Consider the following 17794-nt stretch of genomic DNA (forward strand, 5'->3'; position numbering starts at 1 on the left):
CAAGATTGTCAGGCCGGTTCGGCCTCGCCATCGCCATCGGCTCCAGAGAGAACCAGCGGGCTGGCCCGATAGGTCACCACCTTGCGGCTGGTGATTTCGATGGGTTCACCGGTTTTGGGGTTGCGGCCCGGACGGGCCCGTTTGCTGCGCACCGAAAACACTCCGAATCCGGACAGTTTCACGGTTTCTCCCTGTTCGAGTCGCTGGGTGATCATTTCGAACACCTGCTCGACGATGGCGGTCGATTTGGGTCTGGAGAGCCCGATGCGTTCATAAACCGCTTCGACCAGATCCGCCTTGGTAGTCGTTGCCATATCCTTCCCCTTGAATTCCAACTGCTCCATGGAATGTTTATCATTGATTCCCGTCCGCAGACACTTCGCTCTCCACGCGGTGCGCGACGAATCGGCCATTTTGGCATAATGCCCCACAGTATGCCCTGCAATCCGCTATATTCGCAAGAGCCATTATCACTTTTTGCAATAGGGTTTTTTTAATTGATGCGCTTCATTCGTTCGCCGGCGCATCGAGGATCGCGCTGATTTTCCTGTACTCCTCCTCCATGGCATCGAGTTGGGCGAGGGAGAGGGGGGTGTTCTTGAGTTCCACCTGTCCGCGCAGGCGCATGGCCTGCCATTTCACCCGGTAGGCGCCGATGCGATCGGAGGAGGATTTGAACCACTCCACCTCGTCCTGGGCCTGATGAAAGTCATTCGCCTGGAGGGCCTTGCGCAGCCGGGACGCCTGTTCGGGGGCCCGTTCCAGAAAGGCGCGGCGTTGCCGGTCGATCTCCTGGGGATCCCCTTCCACGGGCTTGAGGACCGCGGCGATGCCGGTCGGCGCGTCGGCCTTTTCCGCGGCGGGGGTGGCTGGTTTGCGCAGGAAGGGCTCGAGGGCGGCATGCAGCTCCTCGGCGCGGTAGGGCTTGCGCAAAAAGCCGTTCATGCCGTCTTCCTGACAGCGCTGCCGATCGGTCTCCAGGGCGTGGGCGGTGCAGGCGATGATGGGGGTGCGGGTGTTGGGGAACTGCTCCGGATCGGCGGCGCGGATGCGTCGGGTGGTCTCGTGGCCGTCGAGTTCCGGCATTTGCAGATCCATCAGCACCACGTCGAAGGGTTTGGTCTTGAGGATGGCGAGGGCCTCGTTGCCGTTGCCGGCCAGGGCCACCTCGTGACCGGCCTGCTCGAGCAGGTTGAGGGCCACCTTCTGGTTGTTGATCATGTCATCGACCACCAGGATGCGCAGGGTGATCGGGCGCCGGCCACCGATGCGTCGTGGCGGGGCCGAGGCGGTCACCCGTCCCAGTGCGCGGTTGACCGCGCGCAGCAGCGGAAAACGGAGCACCGGTTCGGAAAAGGGGACGGCATCGGAGAAGGCATCGGCCAGCAGGGTCTCTTCCACGCGACGGGCGGGAGGTGCGGTGACCACCGGTCGATTTTTCCAGCCATCGCGTTGGGAGAGTTCCGGGGGCACGGCTTCGGCGTTGCGCAGCAGGTGGTAATCGACGATCAGCAGATCATGGGGCGCGCCACGCTCCACCGCCTGGCGCAGCACGTCGCGCAGCGCCTCCAGATCGGCCACCATCGTGGTTTGGGCGCCGGCCTGGCCCAGAAGATCGCTTAAAATGCCGCGTCCGGTCGGATTGTCGTAGGCGGCCACGATGCGCAATCCGGCCATGGGCAGGGAGGTGTCCCCGCCACCACCACGGGCCTCCATGACCGCCTCCTGGCCCGACGGGGCGCGGCGTCCGGTGGCGAAGCGCGCGGTGAAGTGAAAGACACTCCCTTCACCCAGCGTGCTCTCCACCCAGATGGTTCCGCCCATCAGATGGGTGATGCTGCGACAGATGGTCAGACCCAGACCGGTGCCGCCGTATTTGCGGGTGGTCGAGCCATCCACCTGGGTGAAGCGGTCGAAGATCAGATCCAGGCGATCCGCCGGGATGCCGATGCCGGAGTCCGACACCGAAAATTGCAACAGCACGTTGCCGTCGATCTCCTCGGAGGCGCGTTGCACGTTCAACACCACCTCGCCCTTTTCGGTGAACTTGATGGCATTGGCGATCAGATTGATGATCACCTGGGAGAGGCGCAACGGATCGCCCACCAGGGTTTCGGGCAGATCCGGGGCGATGCGGCAGTGGAAACCGATCCGTTTCTGATAGGCGCGGATGGCCATGGTTTCGCAGGCGGCGCCGATGCGGCCATGGACATCGAAGGGGATGTTTTCGAGCTTGAACCTGCCGGCCTCGATCTTGGAGAGATCCAGGATGGAGTTGATCAGGTCCAGGAGGGTCTGGGAGGCGTTCTGGACGATCAGCAGGTTGTCGCGTTGCACTTCGGTCAATTCGGTGCCGAGCACCAGATCGGTCATGCCGATGATGGCGTTCATCGGACTGCGGATTTCGTGGCTCATGTTGGCCAGGAATTCGCTTTTGGCGCGATTGGAGCTTTCCGCCACCTGGAGGGTCTCTTCCAGGGATCTGAGCAGCTGCTTGCGATCGGTGATGTCGTGGAGAAAGGCGGTGAAGATGGTGTCGCCGTCGAGCATGTCCGAGGTGAGCGCCATTTCCATGTCGATGATCTCGCCGTCGGCGCGCATCGCCGGGGCCTCGATGCGGCGGCGCAGATTGCCGTTCCGGTCCGTGCCGGTGGCCTTCCAGCGTTCCATGCCCGAGAGATGTCCGTCGCGTTGATCGGGCGGGATGATCAGCTCGGCGACGGTCTTGCCGAGGGCATCCTGGGACGAATATCCGAAGAGTTTTTCCGCCGCCGGGTTGAAGCCGATCACCCGGCCTTTGGCATCGGCGGTGATGATGGCGTCGAGGGCGGTGTTGAGGATGGAGCCGAGTCGTCTTTCGCGACTCTTGAGCTGTTCGTGGGCCTCCATGAGACGGCTGGTGCGTTCGGCCACGAGGTTTTCGAAGTGGACGTTCTTTTCGATGATCTCGATGTTCTGGGAGACCCGGCAGAGCAGCTCCTCGTCGCGGAACGGCTTGGTCAAGAAGTCGTTGGCGCCGGCCTTGAGGAACTGGGTGGCCATGTCGGTGCTGCCGTGGGAGGAGAGACCGATGATGGCGGTGCGATCGCGGGTGTGGCGGGGTCGGATGCGTTTGATGAGTTGAAAGCCGTTCATGCCCGGCATTTCGTAATCCACGAGGATCAGGCGCACATCCGGGTGTTCAAGGAGCAGTTCGAGGGCTGCGGGGCCGTCGGCGGCCTCGAGCACCTGGAAGTTGCACCGTTTGAGGAACTGCCCGACGTGGTAGCGAGAGCTTTTGGAGTCATCGACGACCATGGCCTTGATGGCGGCGTTTTTGCGAAGGCGGTCGATGAAGTAGAGCACCGCGTCGATGCTGCTGGCGTTGTCCTTGATGAAGTAGTCGAGCACCCGTTTGGAGACGACGTTGGCGCGCACGTCGTCCTTGATTTCGCCGGTGAAGACCACGGAGGGGATGTCGAGGGACTGGATGTAATCGACGATTTCGCCGTTGGGCGCATCGGCAAGGTAGAGCCCGAGGATGCCGAGAAAGAAGTCGCTCCCCTCCTGGCGCACGATATCCTTGGCCGAGGCCATGGTGGCGGCCCAGAAGACCTGGAAATGCAGTTCCGTTTCGATGCGCTGCCGCAGCAGGGCGGCAAAGCTTTTGGAACCTTCCACCAGGAGGATTTTTTTCACGGGTGCTCCCGAGTTCGAGGAGAGGGGGCGATTCGGGAGTGGTCCCGAATTCAGGCAATTCTGGAAATAGATACCATTACCGCGAAACGGTCGCGGGGACAAGTGTTTGTTTTGGCAATTATAGTATAAATGATATCCATTTGCGGTGATGGGGCGATCTTCACGCCACGGGTCGGATTGCCTCTGCTCCGGGGTACCCGGTTGGGATGGATTTTCTTGGATCGAAGTGGCGCTTTCGGATAGCCTTGCAGACAAGATGATCCTTCACTGTCGAAGAGGGTGCCGTGCGTTGGCCACGAAGGGGGATGTGGATTTGGTCAAGGCGGAGTGGTGCCAAGGAGGTCGAGATCGCCAAGGTGGATACCATCAAGTGGGTGATCGCGACCGGACGCGGTTGAAAGAGTTATCGAAATGCACGATAATTGTATGCAAAGGTCAAGAAATCCTCGCTTGACCCCTCGAATCCCATCGATGGGCGGAGAAAATCGGCATGCAGACGGCCAATCCCTGGCTCAATCCCCTTTCCGAGGCCCCACGACCCCCCAAAGTGGATGAAAAGCAGGCAACCGCGCCGGTTGGCATGCGCCGACTGACCCGTCTCTGCCCGCAATGCGCGCAGGAGATGGCTTTCGAATACCCGGAGGCCGCCACCCGCTGGCAACAAAATTGCCCAAACTGCGCCCAGTCGATCGCCATGGAGTTGGTCAACGGGCGGCGCTGTCTGGTCCACGAGGCGCGCGGACGCCGGGTGGTGGAGCGGCTCGGGCCGGGGGAGCGCCGCCGGCGTTTCTATCGGGTGCGCTGTCATGGTTGCGATGCCTGGTTGGTGGTGGCCGGGGAGGAGCTTGACGCGGGTCGGGCGTGTCCGGTCTGTGGGCTTGAACACCGGTTGCGCGTGGCGGATGGGGAGGTGTGCTACGAGAGCGAACCGCGCGTGGGCGGTATGGTGGTCTTATCCTGTGAGCGGGTGATCGAGATCTCCGGGTATGTGAACGATCCGGCGTCGCTCTTTGCCACCGGCGCGAGCGGGGCTGCGGCGGCTGGACGCGGGGATGGCGCGGCTTTGTCGGTTGGGCGCGGCAGCGGCGCGGTTGCGTCGGGTCACGAGGAGCGGCTCGCCCTGGCGGATGCACGCCGGGAGATGAAGCTGTTGCGCGAGCGGGATGTGGCCTCGCGGCTGGCGCTTCGTCAGGTGTCCGACGAGCGCGATGCCGCAAACCGCCGCCTGGAGCGGGCCGAAGGGGAGTTGACCCGGATCCGGGCCGAGCGGGATGTGGCCCTGGCCACGCTGGAGGCGACGCGACGGGAGGGGGTCGAGGCGCGGGAGACATTGCGGCGTGCGCAACGCGAGCGCATGATGATGGAGGAGGCCCTGGCCACCAGTCAGGAGCGGGTGGAGGGTTTGGAGGCGGAACGGCGGCGTTTGATCCAATTGTTGGAAGAGGAGTCCGAGGCCGTGGCGTCCGCGACCTCCGGGAACCTTTTGCCTGGGCCGGGGTCCGAGGATGGGGGGACGATGACGCCTGATGAGGCGTGGTATTGTCCCGAGGGGCGGGAGGAGGCGTTGATTCCGGCCTGGGATGAGCTGGGTCTGGCGCGCCGGGTGTTGGGGATTCGCGGCGAGCCGACCATCGAGCGCATCCAGTGGGCCTACCGGACGCGGGTCAAGAGCTACCACCCGGACCGGCTCGCCTCGATGGGCGTGGCGTTGCGCGTCTTGGCGCACGAGAAGATGCGGGAGATCAACCGGGCCTATGGGATTCTGATGAAAGCGCATGGACATGGTTAGGCGGATCACGGTCGGGCTGTGGGTGACCCTCGTGGCCCTTGGGCTGTTCGCGAGCGGAGTGGTCTGGGCCGGCGCACCAACCGGCGCGGGACCGGATCCGTTGGAGAGCGTCCGCGCCGAGTTGCGCGCCGGGCGCCACGAAAGCGCCATCGACGGCTTCACCCGTCTTTTGACCACCGGCGAGCCGACCCGCGAGCGGCGTCTGGCCGCGCTCGAAGGGCGTTGCGAGGCCCAGACCCGTCTCTCCCTGGCCAAGAAGCGTCCCGAGGCCGCCGCGCGCGCCATCGAGGACTGTTCCGCCGCGTTGCACCTCGAAAGTGGGGTGGCGCGTCTCTGGCGGCTGCGCGGTCTGGCGCGTCTGGCCGCCGGACAGCCGGAACAGGCGTTGATCAATTTCAACCACGCCCTGCGTCTCGAACCGGCGGATGCCGTCGCCTTGCGTCATCGCGGGCTGGTGCAGTTGGGGTTGGGTCGGTACGCCGAGGCGGACGCCGATTTCCAGCGCGCCGCGCGCCTGGATCCGGATCAGGCGTGGCACGCCTTCAATCGCGGTCTGTTGGCAGCCCGGAGCGGCAAGATTCCCGAGGCGGTCGAGGCCTGGCGTGCCTTCGAGCAGGCCCGCGGTCCGGCGGGCCGGGAGTGGCTGGCCTTCGTGGCGCGTCGCGAGGGTGGGGATGCGGATGCCCGCCGCGTGGTCGAGGCCATGCAGCGCGCCGATGGCAACCGTGATGCGTCGAAAAACGAGCCCGTGTCCGAACCGGCGAAAAAAGCGGAGATCTTGCCCGAACCGGCGAAAAAAGAACCCGAACCGGCGAAAAAAGCGGCGATTCCGTTCGAACCGGCGAAAAAAGCGGAGATCTTGCCCGAGTCGGCGAAAAAAACGGAGATTCCGTCCGAGTCGGTAAAAAAAGAACCCGAGTCGGCGAAAAAAGCGGAGATTCCGTCCGAGTCGGTAAAAAAAGAACCCGAGCCGGTGGAAAAAGCGGAGATCCTGCCCGAACCGGTGAAAAAAGCGGAGTTGCCGTCCGAGCCGCCGAAAAAAGAGTCCGTATCAATGGCTGGCAAGGGGGGGCGTTATGAGTTCCGTTTGGGATCGTTTCTGGATCGCGGCAATCTGGAGTCCACGCTGCGTGCGTTGAATGGCGCGGGTCTGGTGGTGCATGAAGAGGAGGTGATGGTGGGTGAAATGCGCTTCTTTCGCCTGACCGCCGGACCTTTTGTCACCGAGGAGGAGGCCAAGACCGCCCAGGAGAAGGCCGCCAAGGTGCCGGGGGTGCGTCCCGAGCCGGTGCGTGTGATGCGTTGAGATAGAACGGCCTTTGTTGCAACGTGCCTGCCGCATTTCTCTCTGCTTGGCCCGTTTGAGGCAAGGCAAGCAACCATCGTTTGCCAAAGACGCAAACGATGGTTGCTTGCAAGGCTGCGCGCGGCGCATTTTTCGCCAGAACCGCGAAAAATGCTTCTTTGTGAAGAGCGCGATAAAATCAAAGTCAAAGTCAAAAGCGAAACCCTGGGAGAGGAATCTCCCAGACGCTCTCTTTTTTTTCAACGGTCACGTCAAAAGCGAAACCTTGGGAGAGGAATCTCCCAGACGCTCTTTTTTTTCAACGGTCACGTCAGAAGCGAAACCTTGGGAGAGGAATCTCCCAGACGCTCTTTTTTTTCAACGGTCACGTCAAAAGCGAAACCCTGGGAGGGTCTCCTGAGCGCATCTTGAGGTGCTTCAGTGCTGAAGCCCTTTGTTCTTGGCCGCTTCCAGAAGGTTCATCTTGGGATGCGAGGCGCAATAATTGGCCAGACGCTCGGAGAAACGGGTGAAATCATTCGGCTTCCATACCGTGTCCCCGGAAACGCCGCTCAGATAGCCATCGATCCACATCAGCACCACGCCGATATCCTCCTCGTCTCCCTCCGCAGCTTCCTTGAGGAACTGTCCGCAGGTGTAGGAGCCGAAATCGATGTTGCCCGAATCCTGGCTCTGCTTTCTGGCGTGAACCGGGTTCATGGCCAACAGCACGGCACAGAATGCAAGTGAAGAAACAACCAACTTTTTCATGACAAAACGCCTCGCATAGAATCGGGTAACAAGAGAAGATGATATAGATCGAGAAATCGATTCTATCAATGTACGGAATTGAGAATGCCAGATCACCACCAGACTGTCAACCGGCGGACGAGAGAAACGTGCAGGATGGAGGAATGCCCGCTCACCCCCGGACCGTGGCGCTTTCTGGCGACAGGCAAAGACCGTCCGCCTTGATCGGATCACCCCTTCGGACCGGTCAACGCCGCTTTCAACTCCCTCCGGATCCGCCCCAGACCCGGTTCGTCGGCCTTGGGAAAAGGAATCGGTCGGCACAGACGCAGACAACGCAAACCCACCCGCGCGGTGAACAGTGCGTTGGTGGCCGCCTGACCGGCTCCCGCCAGAGCGGCGCCGGTCAGGGTATCCCCAAGCGCCTCGGCGGCGGATTTGGCCAGCACGTCGCCCGATCCCGCAGCCAGCATCCCCTCGGCCACATGACGCATCAACACAACGGTGCCCGCCGGTCCGGGACGCAGACCGTATACCTGGGCGATCTCGCGCATCATGCGCAGGTTGCGCCAGAAAAACAACAATGCGTCCAGCAGCGCCAGGGGGCTGAGCACCGCCAGAAAGGCCGCCGAGGCGGCATGCTTGCCGATGATGCGCAAGGCGGCCTCGTCCAGGGGTTTCAACGCCCGCTGGGAGAAAAGCGCCAACGCCTCCCGATCCCCCAGATGGGCCTGGTTGAGGGCGCGGAACGCCTCCAGGGCGTCGCGCAACTCCGGACGCTCGGCGTGTTGATCGACCAGCCGACGCAGCAGGGGTTGGGCATTGCCGAAACCATCCTCGGCCATCAACCTCGCCGCCTCGGCATGCTGTCCGTCCTGCGCCCGAATCGCCTTCAACCCGCGCAGTTCCCTAAGCAACGCCGAAATCAGCACGAAGATCAACACACCCACCAGGCCGCTGAAAAACAACCCAAGTCCCACATGCAGCCGGAACTGCTCCACGAGGAACAGGACGCTCTCCTCGATGAGAATGCCGGCCAGCAGCAAAAAGAACGACCAGAAGAACCAGCGCCAGCGTCGCCCGGAACCGGCTGCCCCTGGTGACTCGCCAGGTGGCGGCAATGGATCGGAAAAACCGTTGCCCGGCTCCTCCTCCTTGACCGGTTCGGCCTCGGTGGGTGGTTGAAACGTGGGCGTGACGCGCGGTGGATCGGCGATCAGGGGGTCCGGGGAGAGTTCCACCGGAGCTGTCCAGGTCGGGCGGCTTCTCATCGCAACTTATCCCCCAACAGAAACTCCAACGCCTGATCCAAACGGATGTGCGGCGGGGCCAATCCTTCGGTGTCCGGGGGTCGGCGCGGCTCGAACTCCATGAAATGAAACCGATGGGTATCCCAATCCTCGGCCTCGGGGAGGGCCTCCGGGATCTCGCCGGGAAAAAGCAGCGTCTCTCGCTCGCGACCGCGTGGCGTCCCCTGCACGAACGACAGGCGGCGTCCCTGGTGTTCCCGCATCACGGTGCGGGTGCAACGCAGCGAGGCCAACGGCTGGGTCTGGATCTCCACCCCCTGGAACGAGGCGTCGTTGGCCGAACGGGCCACCAGACGCCTCAGCAGACGTTCCAGATTGGGGTGCTGGTCCGCGGCCACGTAGTCGGCCTTGGTGGCGGCGAACAACAGCCGATCGATGCGCGGATTGAACAACCGGTTCAACAGATTCGACGGGCCATGGCGGAAATGGCCCAGAATCGCCTCCAGGGCGGCGCGCATGTCGGCAAAGGCCCCCGGACCGCGATTCAACGCACCGAGCAGGTCCAACAGCACGATCTGGCGATCGAAGCGGGAGAAGTAACGTTTCAAGAACCCCTCGGCCACCAGTTTCTGATAGGATTCGAATCGCCTGGCCATCTCCTCGCGCAGCGAACCGGGGATCACCCCATGGGCGCCGGGCGGTGGCAGGGGACAGAAGGTCAACAGCGGTGCTCCCTTCAGATCCCCCGGAATGGTGAACCGTCCGGGTTGCAGAAAGCTCAAACCCACTTTCGAGCTTTTGCAGGCAAGCAGAAAATCGGTATAGAGCCGCGCCGACTCGCGCAAGGTCTCATCCGTGGCCTGGGCCGTGGGATCCAGGCGGGTCAGATGATCCCGCCACTGGGCGGACAACGAACGGCGCGGCTCCTCCTCGCAGTGACGCAACGTCTGCTCGGACCACGCCTCGAACGAAAGCTGCAGCATCGGCAGATCGATCAGCCATTCGCCGGGATAGTCGATGATATCCAGATGCAAGGTGGCCGAGGAGGTCAAACGGCTGCTCAGGATGCCGGACGGCTTGTACCGGATCGCCAGCCGGATCTCGCTCAAGGCATCGGTGGGTACCGGCCAGGTGGGTTTGTTGCCCAAGAGCGATCGCATGTACCGCTCGTAGGTGAAGGCCGGCACATCCAGATCCGGTTGCAGCATCACCCGCGTGCCGAGCAGACGGTTTTCGCTCGCCACGCTGAAGTTCGGCAGATTGGCCCCTTCCAGGGCGTGCAGCAGATGGTGGATCAGCGTGGTGGTGAAGACGGTCTTGCCGCTCTGGTTCAAACCCGTGACCGCCAACCGCACGGTGCGATCCATGGTCAGATGGAACAGTTCGTCGAGATGGCGTCCGACCTGATTGGCATGCCGGCTCACTTCCTTGGAGCCAAAAACCCGTAACAGATTCTTCATGGTTGATTCGCGACCGGAGGACGGGGCGCGGTTCGATCGAAACGTCGCGCCGGGGGTCTGGGGGAGTCGGTGGATGGATCGCCGCCCGGTTTGGGAGGTGGGGTGGTGATTTCGGGCGATGGCGCGGTTGCCGGCTCGGGAGGCGTGACCGGCTGGTTGAAGTAGGCCTGGCTTTGCGCCAGACCCGGCGTGCGCGCCGACAGCGCCTCGATCTCCTGATCCAGCTCCGTCAGACGGGCCTCGCGTTGCTTGAGCCGCGCCTCCAGGGTCACCCGCGCCTGACGCGCCTCCCCGGCCTCCCTCGAACTCTCCTCCACCAGGGTGAAGAGCCGGAACACCTCGGTCTGCAACTGTTTGATGCGCGCCTCGCGACCCGCCAGCAGGCTCTCTTTGTTTTCGCCTCTTTCGACCGTTTTTCCATCAGGCTGGAGGTCCGTGTGAGATTCATCCCCCGTGCGATCCACAGGCATGCTCTTTCCGGCCTCGCGCGCCTCCAGGGCGCGCCGCAGGGTCTCGTTGCGGGCGGTCAGGTCCGCCACCTCGGCGCGCAGCAGGGTCAGACTCGAGGCCGAGGCCGCGGCGGAGGGGGGCAACGACTTCGCACCATCTCGCCCGGAAGGGGCCTCCCGGCCCTGAACATCCCCCGCCTGGGCCAGAAGCCGCGCCGACAACTCGGTGTTCTCGGCACGCAAACGGCGCGTCTCGGCCTCCGGCGGCTCCGCCGGACGCGGCAGGGGCTGAACGGTCACCAGAATCAGCACGAGAAACAGCATGCCGACCAGAAGATCGAGTACGAGAAGCGGCATGCCGAGTGAAAGGGCCTTCATGGGTTCGGTTGAATCTGCTCAAAAAAAGGGGCCAATCCCAAATCCACCAGAGGTCCGGCCCGAACAGGCGGGCCGCGTCGCCCTGGTCACGTCAATCCGGAGATGTTGCGCGTCCGACGGCTGAAAAATTGTTGATACAACGCCGATACCCCTTCCTCCCGACCAACCGACTCCACCACCTGCCGCGCCCGATCACCATCGAACTCTTCGATCACCTGCGCCACGATCTGCTGGTTGTTGCGTGCCAGCCGCTCCAGCAGCGCCTCCGCCGAGCGGGCGAAACTCGAGGACATGCGTTCGTTGAACCCCTCCACCGCCGACACCAACGCCTCCACCGCCTCGCGATTGGCCCGAATCGACCCTTCGCTGGCGTGGCGCGTCTCGCGGGCCAGCTCGCCCAATCCGTCCAACCCCTCGGATTGCCGCTCCAGGGAGCGGGCCGCCAGCTCCATGCGATCGACGATCCGCATCCACGACTCCTGTTCGCCACGCGACACCATGGCCGCTGCCTCGACCGGACGGACCAGCAGGGGCTGGATCTCCCGTGCCAGATGCAACGCCAGCTCCCGCGTCAGTTGACGCCCCTCCTCGCGCAAGGCATCCACCAGCGGGCGCCAGGCGGTCGGATCCGGTCCGATCAGCGTGGTGCCGGCCCCCTCGACGAGCATGGGTGCGCCCGGCATGGGCAGTGGCGCGGACGGACATTCCGGCAAGCGTTCGCGGATCAGATCGCGCAGTTTGCCATTCTCCTCGCGCAGGGCGGCGATCACCGGATCCAGGGAGAGCGGCGCGGGGGACGGGACGGGGGTTGGCGGTGTGTCGGGCAGCCGTTCGCGGATGAGATGACGGAGCTTGTCGTTCTCCTCGCGCAGGGCGGCGATCACCGGATCCAGGGAGAGGGTGACGGGCATCTGACGCGCCCCATCCGTCCGGACGGCCAGGGGGCGTTGCCCCGTCCCTTGTCCCAGTTGTTGCATCGCGAGCAGTTGCGCGTGCAGAAGCTGCTCGCGGGAGACGAACGGGAAGCGTTGCGCCAGTTGATCGCAGAGGAGGGTCAGCTCTTTTTCCAGCCGTCCGCGCCAGACCCGCGCGCGCCAGGAGAAGAGCCAGGCGGAGAGCAGACCCGAGATCGAGGCGAGAAACTTGAAGGCCGCCAGGCCGAGCAGGTCACGGACCGCCTGTTGGGTGGCGGAGGGGTCGTTGGGCACCAGACCCGTCGAGGCCACCTGCAAGGCGCCGAGCAGACCGACGAAGGTGAACAGCATCCCGGCCCCGATCAGCTGCAACGGCAGAAAACGCAGCCGTTCCGCGTGGCTGTTGGATTGGGAGAGGGTGGTCAGATCGAACAGGGTGGCGGGTTGCACGCCGCGCATGATCGGGGAATTTGGGGTATCGTGATCGATCAGGGTGGCCACGAAGGCGCGCCAGGCCGGAGCCAGCCTGGGCAGACCCTCCATGCCGACGTGCAGACGACGGAGATGGGGTGCGAACGCTTCCGGTTCGTCCGGGGTTGCGTCGCACAACTCCCGCGCCGAACGGATCTCCTGGCGCAGCGGATCCAGCCAGGCATCGCGGGTGAACCACCAGGCGGCGATGGCCCAGACGGGCAGCAGATCCGCCGCGATCCAGGGGAGCGCGGGATGGTTGAGCAGATGAATCAGCCATTCGAACATGACGCGTGCTCCGCGTGGGTTCAATCCGGTTCACGGGGTTGTCACGCCCCAGATGTCACCAACGCCACGGCCCGCCATCCCCGGTGACCAAGGGAGACCAATCCAGGCCGCTTTCACCCCTCCACGGCGTTCCAGCGTCGGAACGCCTCGATCACCACGGCCTTCACATGGGTGTGATAGTGGCCGTAACGCTCGCGCAACGATCCGGCCAGACTTCCGTCATCGGTGGCGGCGGTCAGGGTCTGGGCATTGGGCAGGACGTTTTCGAACACCGGAATCCCCAGTCGTTCGGCCAGGGCATGCACCTGTCCGATGTTGCGTTGATACTGTTGACCCCGTTTGTCCGCGCGGTTGAGCAGCATGCCCAGACAGAACGGTCGCTCCCCGCCGCCGCGCTCACGGGCGTAGCGGATCATCTCCAGGGTGTTCGGCAGCGCCTCCAGGGAGAAGCGCGACACCTCCACCGGGGTGATCACCGAATCGCTCATGATCAATCCGTTCACCGCCAACAGATTGCGCTCGTCGATGTTGCCGGGCAGATCCATCAGCACGATGTCGCAGCGCGTGGCCAGAAAGGGACGCAGCTTTTCACGCAGGGTGGTGAGACGATGGAGGGGATTGACCTCGAAGGCGAATCCGCTCGCCTTGTCCGAGACCAGCACCGCGACTTCGCCGATCGCCGTGGCACGTCCCTTGACCGGCGCCGCGGGACGACGGTGCAGATAGGTCTCGATCGCCACCGGTTGTCCGGCATCCAGGCGCCGCGCCAGATCCCCCAAGGTCAGGCCACTCCGACGGGCCTCTTCCAGCGTATCATGTCCCAACAACGCGGTCCCGCACGATCCCTGCGGATCCAGATCGAGCACCACGACCCGCAATGGACGATCACGAATCACCAGCGAGGCGAGAAAATCGGCCATGAACACGGTCAAGGTCGATTTGCCCACGCCGCCTTTGTTGTTGTAGATGGCGATCGCGTACATGCATGGACCTCAGGCAGCGGTGGAGGTGTTCCGTCGAGCCGGCATGATCATTGCATTAATCATCCCTGAAACCTGCTTCCCCAAAGCCTCGAAGGAGACTACCATGAGCCGTGAAATCCAGGCACTGCAAGACAAAGTGAACTTCCTGCGCCAGACCCCCCACGTTTACGACATCGTGACCACCCATTGCGGCGTCAAGGATCTGACGAACCTCAAGGGCATCAGCCCGAGTTCCCTGCAACGGGTGCAACGCTACGTGGATTACTACTACGGGATCTTCGCCTATCCGTATTGAGCCCGGTTGCCGCGCCGCTCCGAATTCTTCTGCGACCTCGGGGAGCTTGCCGCGCCAACCGCCTGCCAGCTCCCCGATCTTTCCTATGCCGCGCATCGATCCGGTCTGATGCTCCGATCCCGTGCGCGCCGTCGTGCTGTCCTCCCAAGCAACCGTCCCGTCCATCCGGTCGCCGTTTTTCCGAATCAACCGTCCCGTCCATCCGGTCGCCGTTTTTCCGAATCAGCCGTCCCGTCCATCCGGTCCAGCCCACCCCTGGACGGGGGTATCACCACGGCATGAAGCGGTTGATGAAGCTCATGGGCCGTGACGCGCTGTTCATGTCGTAACTCATCACGTTCATCGCGCCGGTCATGGCATGCACCGCCTGTCCCATGGCCGCGACATTCTGATTGATCGGCGCCAGAACGCTCATCTTCTGGTTGATGTCGGTCATGCTCTTGTCCATGTTTTTGATGCTGCCGTTGAGCGAGGTGACGTTCTGGTTCATGCTCGCGACGTTCTGGTTCATGCCGTTGACCGAATCGGTGATGTTCTCCATGTTTTCGGCCATGTTCTGGAGATCCACGGACATGGTTTCCATGTTGTCGCTGATGTATTCAAGATGGGTGGACATCAGTTCGATGTTGTTGGAAAGCATGGCGATGTGATTTGAGAGGCTCCCCATGTTCACCCCCATCTTCGGATCGATGGAGGAGGCCATGGTGCGGATGTCCTGGGTGAGGCTGTAGATGAGAAAAAAGCCATACATCGCCAGGATGATGAAGGCAAACAGCGACGGATAGACGATCAACTCCCAACGACGGGCGCTCTTGTCGAAACTTTTGGCGAACTCGGACAGGATCATCGCCGAACATTCGCCACACTCCCGGTAACGTCCGGCAGGCACGATCGGCATGTTCGGTGGCATGGACTTGACCTTGGGCGCGGTTTTCTGACCGTCCATGCTGTCCGGGCTGATGGGGTCCTGGGGAGGCTCCCGCGGCGTGGCGGTGTCCGACATGGATCAGGCTCCTTTTTTGGATGTGCGCGTCACCGGTTGCTTGCCGGTTGAGACCAGTTCTGGATAGAGCGGTTCCATCAGATCCAGAAACTCCTGGGTGGCCTTGCCGCTGGGCGACAGTTCGAATACCGCGCGTCCCTCGCTGAACGAGCGTCGATAGGCGGTACGCTGGGCAATGCGGGTTTTCAGAACCGTCACTCCTGGCAAGGTGCCCAGGGCGGCTTCGGTTTCGTCCGACTCTCGCAGCATGGGATGTGTATCGGCTCGGTTGATGAAAAGATAAATTTCCGGTCGCTTGTTCCGGGATGAGGCGGTTTCCTTGATGATGTCCAGGAAACGGGCCGTGGACCACACATCCGCCTGACTCGGCGGGACCGGGGAGAGGATGCGATCCGCCTGGGCGATCGCCTGGCGCATGGCCCAAAGGTTGGAGGCGCCCACGTCCACCAGCACCTCGCCTTGATGATGGGCCATGATGCGGGCTGGGTCGCTCTCGGAACGATAGACCTTGATGTCGGGTTGGACCCCCTCTTCGCGGCGAACCTCGATGGCATCGCTCAAGGTGGCCTGGGGATCGAGATCGAAGGTGATCACGTTTTGGCCACGACGCGCCAGCCAGACCGCCATGTTGAAGGTGATCGTGCTTTTGCCACAGCCGCCTTTCAGGTTGCCAACGACGGTGATCATCCGCGCCTCATTGAGTTCCTTGACCGCCTTTGGGTTGATCGTAGCTCCAGCTGACGGAGCTGTCTTCCAGGATCTTCCAATCTACGCAATAATGATCAAGAATTCAAGTCTCCACTTATGGATCTGGTCAAGTGGCGGTGATAAGCTGGCTCGATGGGACCGGCTCCCTCACCCCTCGACCGTGGACCTTCACGGTGAATCGGCAGAATGGGGGCGGCACCCTCTGACGCTCCCGACCGTGGAGTTTCAGGGCAAAAAAAAGGGCGGCCCAAAGGCCGCCCCCATGCATGATACGTTCCAGGGAACGTATTGACGCGCATGCCTGACTTACTTGCCAGCCGGAGCTGCCTCGGCGGGAGCGGCGGCGGGAGCCGGAGGAGCACCCCAACCCGGAGCGCCACCCCAACCCGGGCCATAACCACCCCAACCACCCGGAGCGCCGCCCCAACCCGGACCATAGCCATAACCGGGATTCCAGCCGTTGTTCCAGCCGTTGTTCCAGCCGTTGTTCATGTTGTTGTTCCAGCCGTTGTTCATGTTGTTGTTGCCGGAACCAGCGGCGTCACCGCTCATGTTGAAACCGAAGTTGCCGGAGGCGCGGCCATTGCCGTTGCCGGAGCCGTTGTTGCCCCAGTTGTTGCCCCAGTTGTTGTTGCCCCAGCCGTTGTTGTTGCCCCAGCCGTTGTTGTTGCCCCAACCCGGGCCATTTCCCCACCACGCGGAAGCTTCCGGCGCCGTCAGCAGCGCGCCAGCACCCAACAGAACCGCCACTGCCAGCACCTTCATTTCAATCTTCATGATAATCTCCACTTTAGTATGTGATTGTGAGGGCTAATCTTTGCTGCCTTACGTCAAACCTTTACCACCAGCCGCCAGGTCCCCAGTTACCGGGCCCGTTGCCGGGTCCCCAGTTGCCGGGCCACCAACCGCCTGGCCCACCGTTCCAGGGACCGCCCCCATTGGGTCCCCAGCCGTTGTTCCATCCATTGCCGTTGTTCCAACCGCTGCCGTTGTTCCAGCCGCTGCCGTTGTTCCAGCCGCTGCCGTTGTTCCAGCCGCTGCCGTTGTTCCAGCCGTTGTTCCATAAATTGTTCGCCCAACCGTCCATGTCGCCATCGATGGTGATGGTCAGATTGCCTCGGGCGCGGCCATTGCCGTTGCCATTGCCGTTGCCCCAGCCGTTGTTGGCCCAGTTGTTGTTGCCCCAGCCGTTGTCCCACGGACCCCACCAGGCGGACGCGCTCTCCGGGAGGGCCTGACCCAGAACGGTCAGGACGCCGGCCAAGGCCAGAATACGCGCGGATCTCTGCATGTCCCAAGACTCCTTGTCATCAAGAGTAGTGTCGGGCGGTCCGGAATTTTCCAGCCACCCCATTACCACCAACTGCCCCGGCGATAACCGTCGCTCCACGGACGGTAGGAACGCGGGGCGGCTTGTGGTTCGTCCTCGGGCAATCGATAACCCGGCCCCAGGCGCGGACGCTCGTAGTAGGAGGGGTCATGCCAACGCCGCTCCGCGCGCGGATCCAGTGGCGGTTCGTGGGTATCCCAGGGGGGGAGTCCCGCTCCGTAGTAGCCGCGACCCCGATCCCAGTCGCCGGTGGCCGCCCAGCCGAGAGAGCCCGGGTCGTTCCAGGGATTCCCGTAACCAGGCGGATGGGAGCGGCCATGATAGGGACTGTTTCCGCCCCAAAGCTCCCACTCCGGATAGGGTGACCCCCGCTCGGCCACACCCCATGGATCGTACAACGGCATGTAGCGATACATCTCGCGCGGCTCGCCACGCCGTGCCGCCGGGTCATATTCATGGCTCCGGCGTCCATCCACCGGTTCCCGCATGCGCGGTTCCCCGCGCCATCCCTCGCTGGTCTGCTCCTGCGGGGTTTTCATTTCGCGCATGAACGAGCCCATGAACTTGCCCATGCGTTGTCCCATCTCCGTGGCGTCACCCTGATCCGTGGCGCCCACCATGGTGCCCGGCATACCCGGCATGCCAGGGGTGACGGACATGCCGGGTACGGAGGGCATGACTTCTGCGATGGGATTGCCGGCGTCCGCGTCCGCCGTCGGACCCATCCAAAACAGTCCGATGGTCGCGGCAAAAACTAAGTTTT

The 17794-nt window shown here is 63.0% G+C and carries 16 protein-coding genes; 3 read left to right on the forward strand and 13 right to left on the reverse strand.

The window, feature by feature from the left end; genetic code table 11:
• Positions 1–8: 8 nt before the first annotated feature.
• Both ACV4UY_RS10860 and ACV4UY_RS10865 read right to left on the reverse strand, forming a co-directional pair.
• A complete protein-coding gene (locus tag ACV4UY_RS10860; RefSeq protein WP_491607614.1) occupies positions 9–314 on the reverse strand; it encodes an integration host factor subunit alpha in 306 nt (101 codons plus the stop codon).
• A gap of 193 nt (positions 315–507) precedes the next feature.
• Positions 508–3678, reverse strand: a complete 3171-nt coding sequence (locus ACV4UY_RS10865) for a response regulator (protein ID WP_491607615.1) — start codon at positions 3676–3678, stop codon at positions 508–510.
• A 490-nt stretch (positions 3679–4168) separates the two neighbouring features.
• Between ACV4UY_RS10865 and ACV4UY_RS10870 the strand changes: the two genes are divergently transcribed.
• Entirely contained in the window at positions 4169–5467 is a 1299-nt protein-coding gene (locus ACV4UY_RS10870) for a J domain-containing protein (RefSeq protein ID WP_491607616.1), read from the forward strand.
• Positions 5454–6773: an SPOR domain-containing protein gene (locus ACV4UY_RS10875; protein ID WP_491607617.1), complete on the forward strand. Its 1320-nt coding sequence runs from the start codon at positions 5454–5456 to the stop codon at positions 6771–6773. The genes ACV4UY_RS10870 and ACV4UY_RS10875 overlap by 14 nt, the downstream gene beginning before the upstream one ends.
• 417 nt (positions 6774–7190) lie before the next feature.
• On the opposite strand, the gene ACV4UY_RS10880 is transcribed toward ACV4UY_RS10875, so the two are convergent.
• The 6 genes from ACV4UY_RS10880 to ACV4UY_RS10905 all read right to left on the reverse strand — a co-directional run bounded on the left by ACV4UY_RS10880 (position 7191) and on the right by ACV4UY_RS10905 (position 13695).
• Complete coding sequence (locus ACV4UY_RS10880) at positions 7191–7523, reverse strand: HdeA/HdeB family chaperone (RefSeq protein WP_491607618.1); 333 nt, start codon at positions 7521–7523, stop codon at positions 7191–7193.
• A gap of 209 nt (positions 7524–7732) precedes the next feature.
• Positions 7733–8773, reverse strand: a complete 1041-nt coding sequence (locus tag ACV4UY_RS10885; RefSeq protein WP_491607619.1) for a TIGR01620 family protein — start codon at positions 8771–8773, stop codon at positions 7733–7735.
• Positions 8770–10212 carry a YcjX family GTP-binding protein gene (locus tag ACV4UY_RS10890; RefSeq protein WP_491607620.1) on the reverse strand — a complete coding sequence of 481 codons (1443 nt, stop codon included), beginning with the start codon at positions 10210–10212 and terminating at the stop codon, positions 8770–8772. Before ACV4UY_RS10890 ends, ACV4UY_RS10885 begins: the two co-directional genes overlap by 4 nt.
• The gene (locus ACV4UY_RS10895; protein WP_491607621.1) at positions 10209–11039 is read right to left on the reverse strand and encodes a hypothetical protein; all 831 of its coding nucleotides are present in this window, start codon (positions 11037–11039) and stop codon (positions 10209–10211) included. Before ACV4UY_RS10895 ends, ACV4UY_RS10890 begins: the two co-directional genes overlap by 4 nt.
• Positions 11040–11125: 86 nt before the next feature.
• Positions 11126–12712 (reverse strand): hypothetical protein, encoded by a 1587-nt coding sequence (locus tag ACV4UY_RS10900; protein ID WP_491607622.1) that lies wholly within the window; start codon positions 12710–12712, stop codon positions 11126–11128.
• 113 nt (positions 12713–12825) lie between these two features.
• A complete protein-coding gene (locus ACV4UY_RS10905) occupies positions 12826–13695 on the reverse strand; it encodes a ParA family protein (RefSeq protein WP_491607623.1) in 870 nt (289 codons plus the stop codon).
• Positions 13696–13798: 103 nt separating this feature from the next.
• Between ACV4UY_RS10905 and ACV4UY_RS10910 the strand changes: the two genes are divergently transcribed.
• Complete coding sequence (locus ACV4UY_RS10910) at positions 13799–13990, forward strand: hypothetical protein (RefSeq protein ID WP_420903549.1); 192 nt, start codon at positions 13799–13801, stop codon at positions 13988–13990.
• Between the two features lie 268 nt (positions 13991–14258).
• Here the strand turns inward: ACV4UY_RS10910 and ACV4UY_RS10915 are convergent, their stop codons facing one another.
• From ACV4UY_RS10915 to ACV4UY_RS10935, 5 genes are all read right to left on the reverse strand, one after another.
• Positions 14259–14993, reverse strand: coding sequence for a hypothetical protein (locus ACV4UY_RS10915; protein WP_491607624.1), 735 nt, complete (start codon positions 14991–14993; stop codon positions 14259–14261).
• 3 nt (positions 14994–14996) lie between these two features.
• On the reverse strand, positions 14997–15680 hold the full coding sequence (locus ACV4UY_RS10920) for a nucleotide-binding protein (RefSeq protein WP_491607625.1): 684 nt from the start codon (positions 15678–15680) through the stop codon (positions 14997–14999).
• 327 nt (positions 15681–16007) lie between these two features.
• Positions 16008–16478: a sulfur globule family protein gene (locus ACV4UY_RS10925; protein ID WP_491607626.1), complete on the reverse strand. Its 471-nt coding sequence runs from the start codon at positions 16476–16478 to the stop codon at positions 16008–16010.
• Between the two features lie 61 nt (positions 16479–16539).
• Complete coding sequence (locus tag ACV4UY_RS10930) at positions 16540–16992, reverse strand: hypothetical protein (protein ID WP_491607627.1); 453 nt, start codon at positions 16990–16992, stop codon at positions 16540–16542.
• 62 nt (positions 16993–17054) lie between these two features.
• Positions 17055–17708, reverse strand: coding sequence for a hypothetical protein (locus ACV4UY_RS10935; protein ID WP_491607628.1), 654 nt, complete (start codon positions 17706–17708; stop codon positions 17055–17057).
• Positions 17709–17794: the final 86 nt, after the last annotated feature.

The organism is Candidatus Magnetaquiglobus sp., assembly GCF_058402785.1.

Excerpts from the sequence above, each read along its gene's own strand:
- ACV4UY_RS10860 (WP_491607614.1), bottom strand. The coding sequence starts at position 314 with ATGGCAACGACTACCAAGGCGGATCTGGTCGAAGCGGTTTATGAACGC.
- ACV4UY_RS10870 (WP_491607616.1), top strand. The coding sequence starts at position 4,169 with ATGCAGACGGCCAATCCCTGGCTCAATCCCCTTTCCGAGGCCCCACGA.
- ACV4UY_RS10875 (WP_491607617.1), top strand. The coding sequence starts at position 5,454 with ATGGACATGGTTAGGCGGATCACGGTCGGGCTGTGGGTGACCCTCGTG.
- ACV4UY_RS10880 (WP_491607618.1), bottom strand. The coding sequence starts at position 7,523 with ATGAAAAAGTTGGTTGTTTCTTCACTTGCATTCTGTGCCGTGCTGTTG.
- ACV4UY_RS10885 (WP_491607619.1), bottom strand. The coding sequence starts at position 8,773 with ATGAGAAGCCGCCCGACCTGGACAGCTCCGGTGGAACTCTCCCCGGAC.
- ACV4UY_RS10890 (WP_491607620.1), bottom strand. The coding sequence starts at position 10,212 with ATGAAGAATCTGTTACGGGTTTTTGGCTCCAAGGAAGTGAGCCGGCAT.
- ACV4UY_RS10895 (WP_491607621.1), bottom strand. The coding sequence starts at position 11,039 with ATGAAGGCCCTTTCACTCGGCATGCCGCTTCTCGTACTCGATCTTCTG.
- ACV4UY_RS10900 (WP_491607622.1), bottom strand. The coding sequence starts at position 12,712 with ATGTTCGAATGGCTGATTCATCTGCTCAACCATCCCGCGCTCCCCTGG.
- ACV4UY_RS10905 (WP_491607623.1), bottom strand. The coding sequence starts at position 13,695 with ATGTACGCGATCGCCATCTACAACAACAAAGGCGGCGTGGGCAAATCG.
- ACV4UY_RS10910 (WP_420903549.1), top strand. The coding sequence starts at position 13,799 with ATGAGCCGTGAAATCCAGGCACTGCAAGACAAAGTGAACTTCCTGCGC.
- ACV4UY_RS10915 (WP_491607624.1), bottom strand. The coding sequence starts at position 14,993 with ATGTCGGACACCGCCACGCCGCGGGAGCCTCCCCAGGACCCCATCAGC.
- ACV4UY_RS10920 (WP_491607625.1), bottom strand. The coding sequence starts at position 15,680 with ATGATCACCGTCGTTGGCAACCTGAAAGGCGGCTGTGGCAAAAGCACG.
- ACV4UY_RS10925 (WP_491607626.1), bottom strand. The coding sequence starts at position 16,478 with ATGAAGATTGAAATGAAGGTGCTGGCAGTGGCGGTTCTGTTGGGTGCT.
- ACV4UY_RS10930 (WP_491607627.1), bottom strand. The coding sequence starts at position 16,992 with ATGCAGAGATCCGCGCGTATTCTGGCCTTGGCCGGCGTCCTGACCGTT.
- ACV4UY_RS10935 (WP_491607628.1), bottom strand. The coding sequence starts at position 17,708 with ATGCCCTCCGTACCCGGCATGTCCGTCACCCCTGGCATGCCGGGTATG.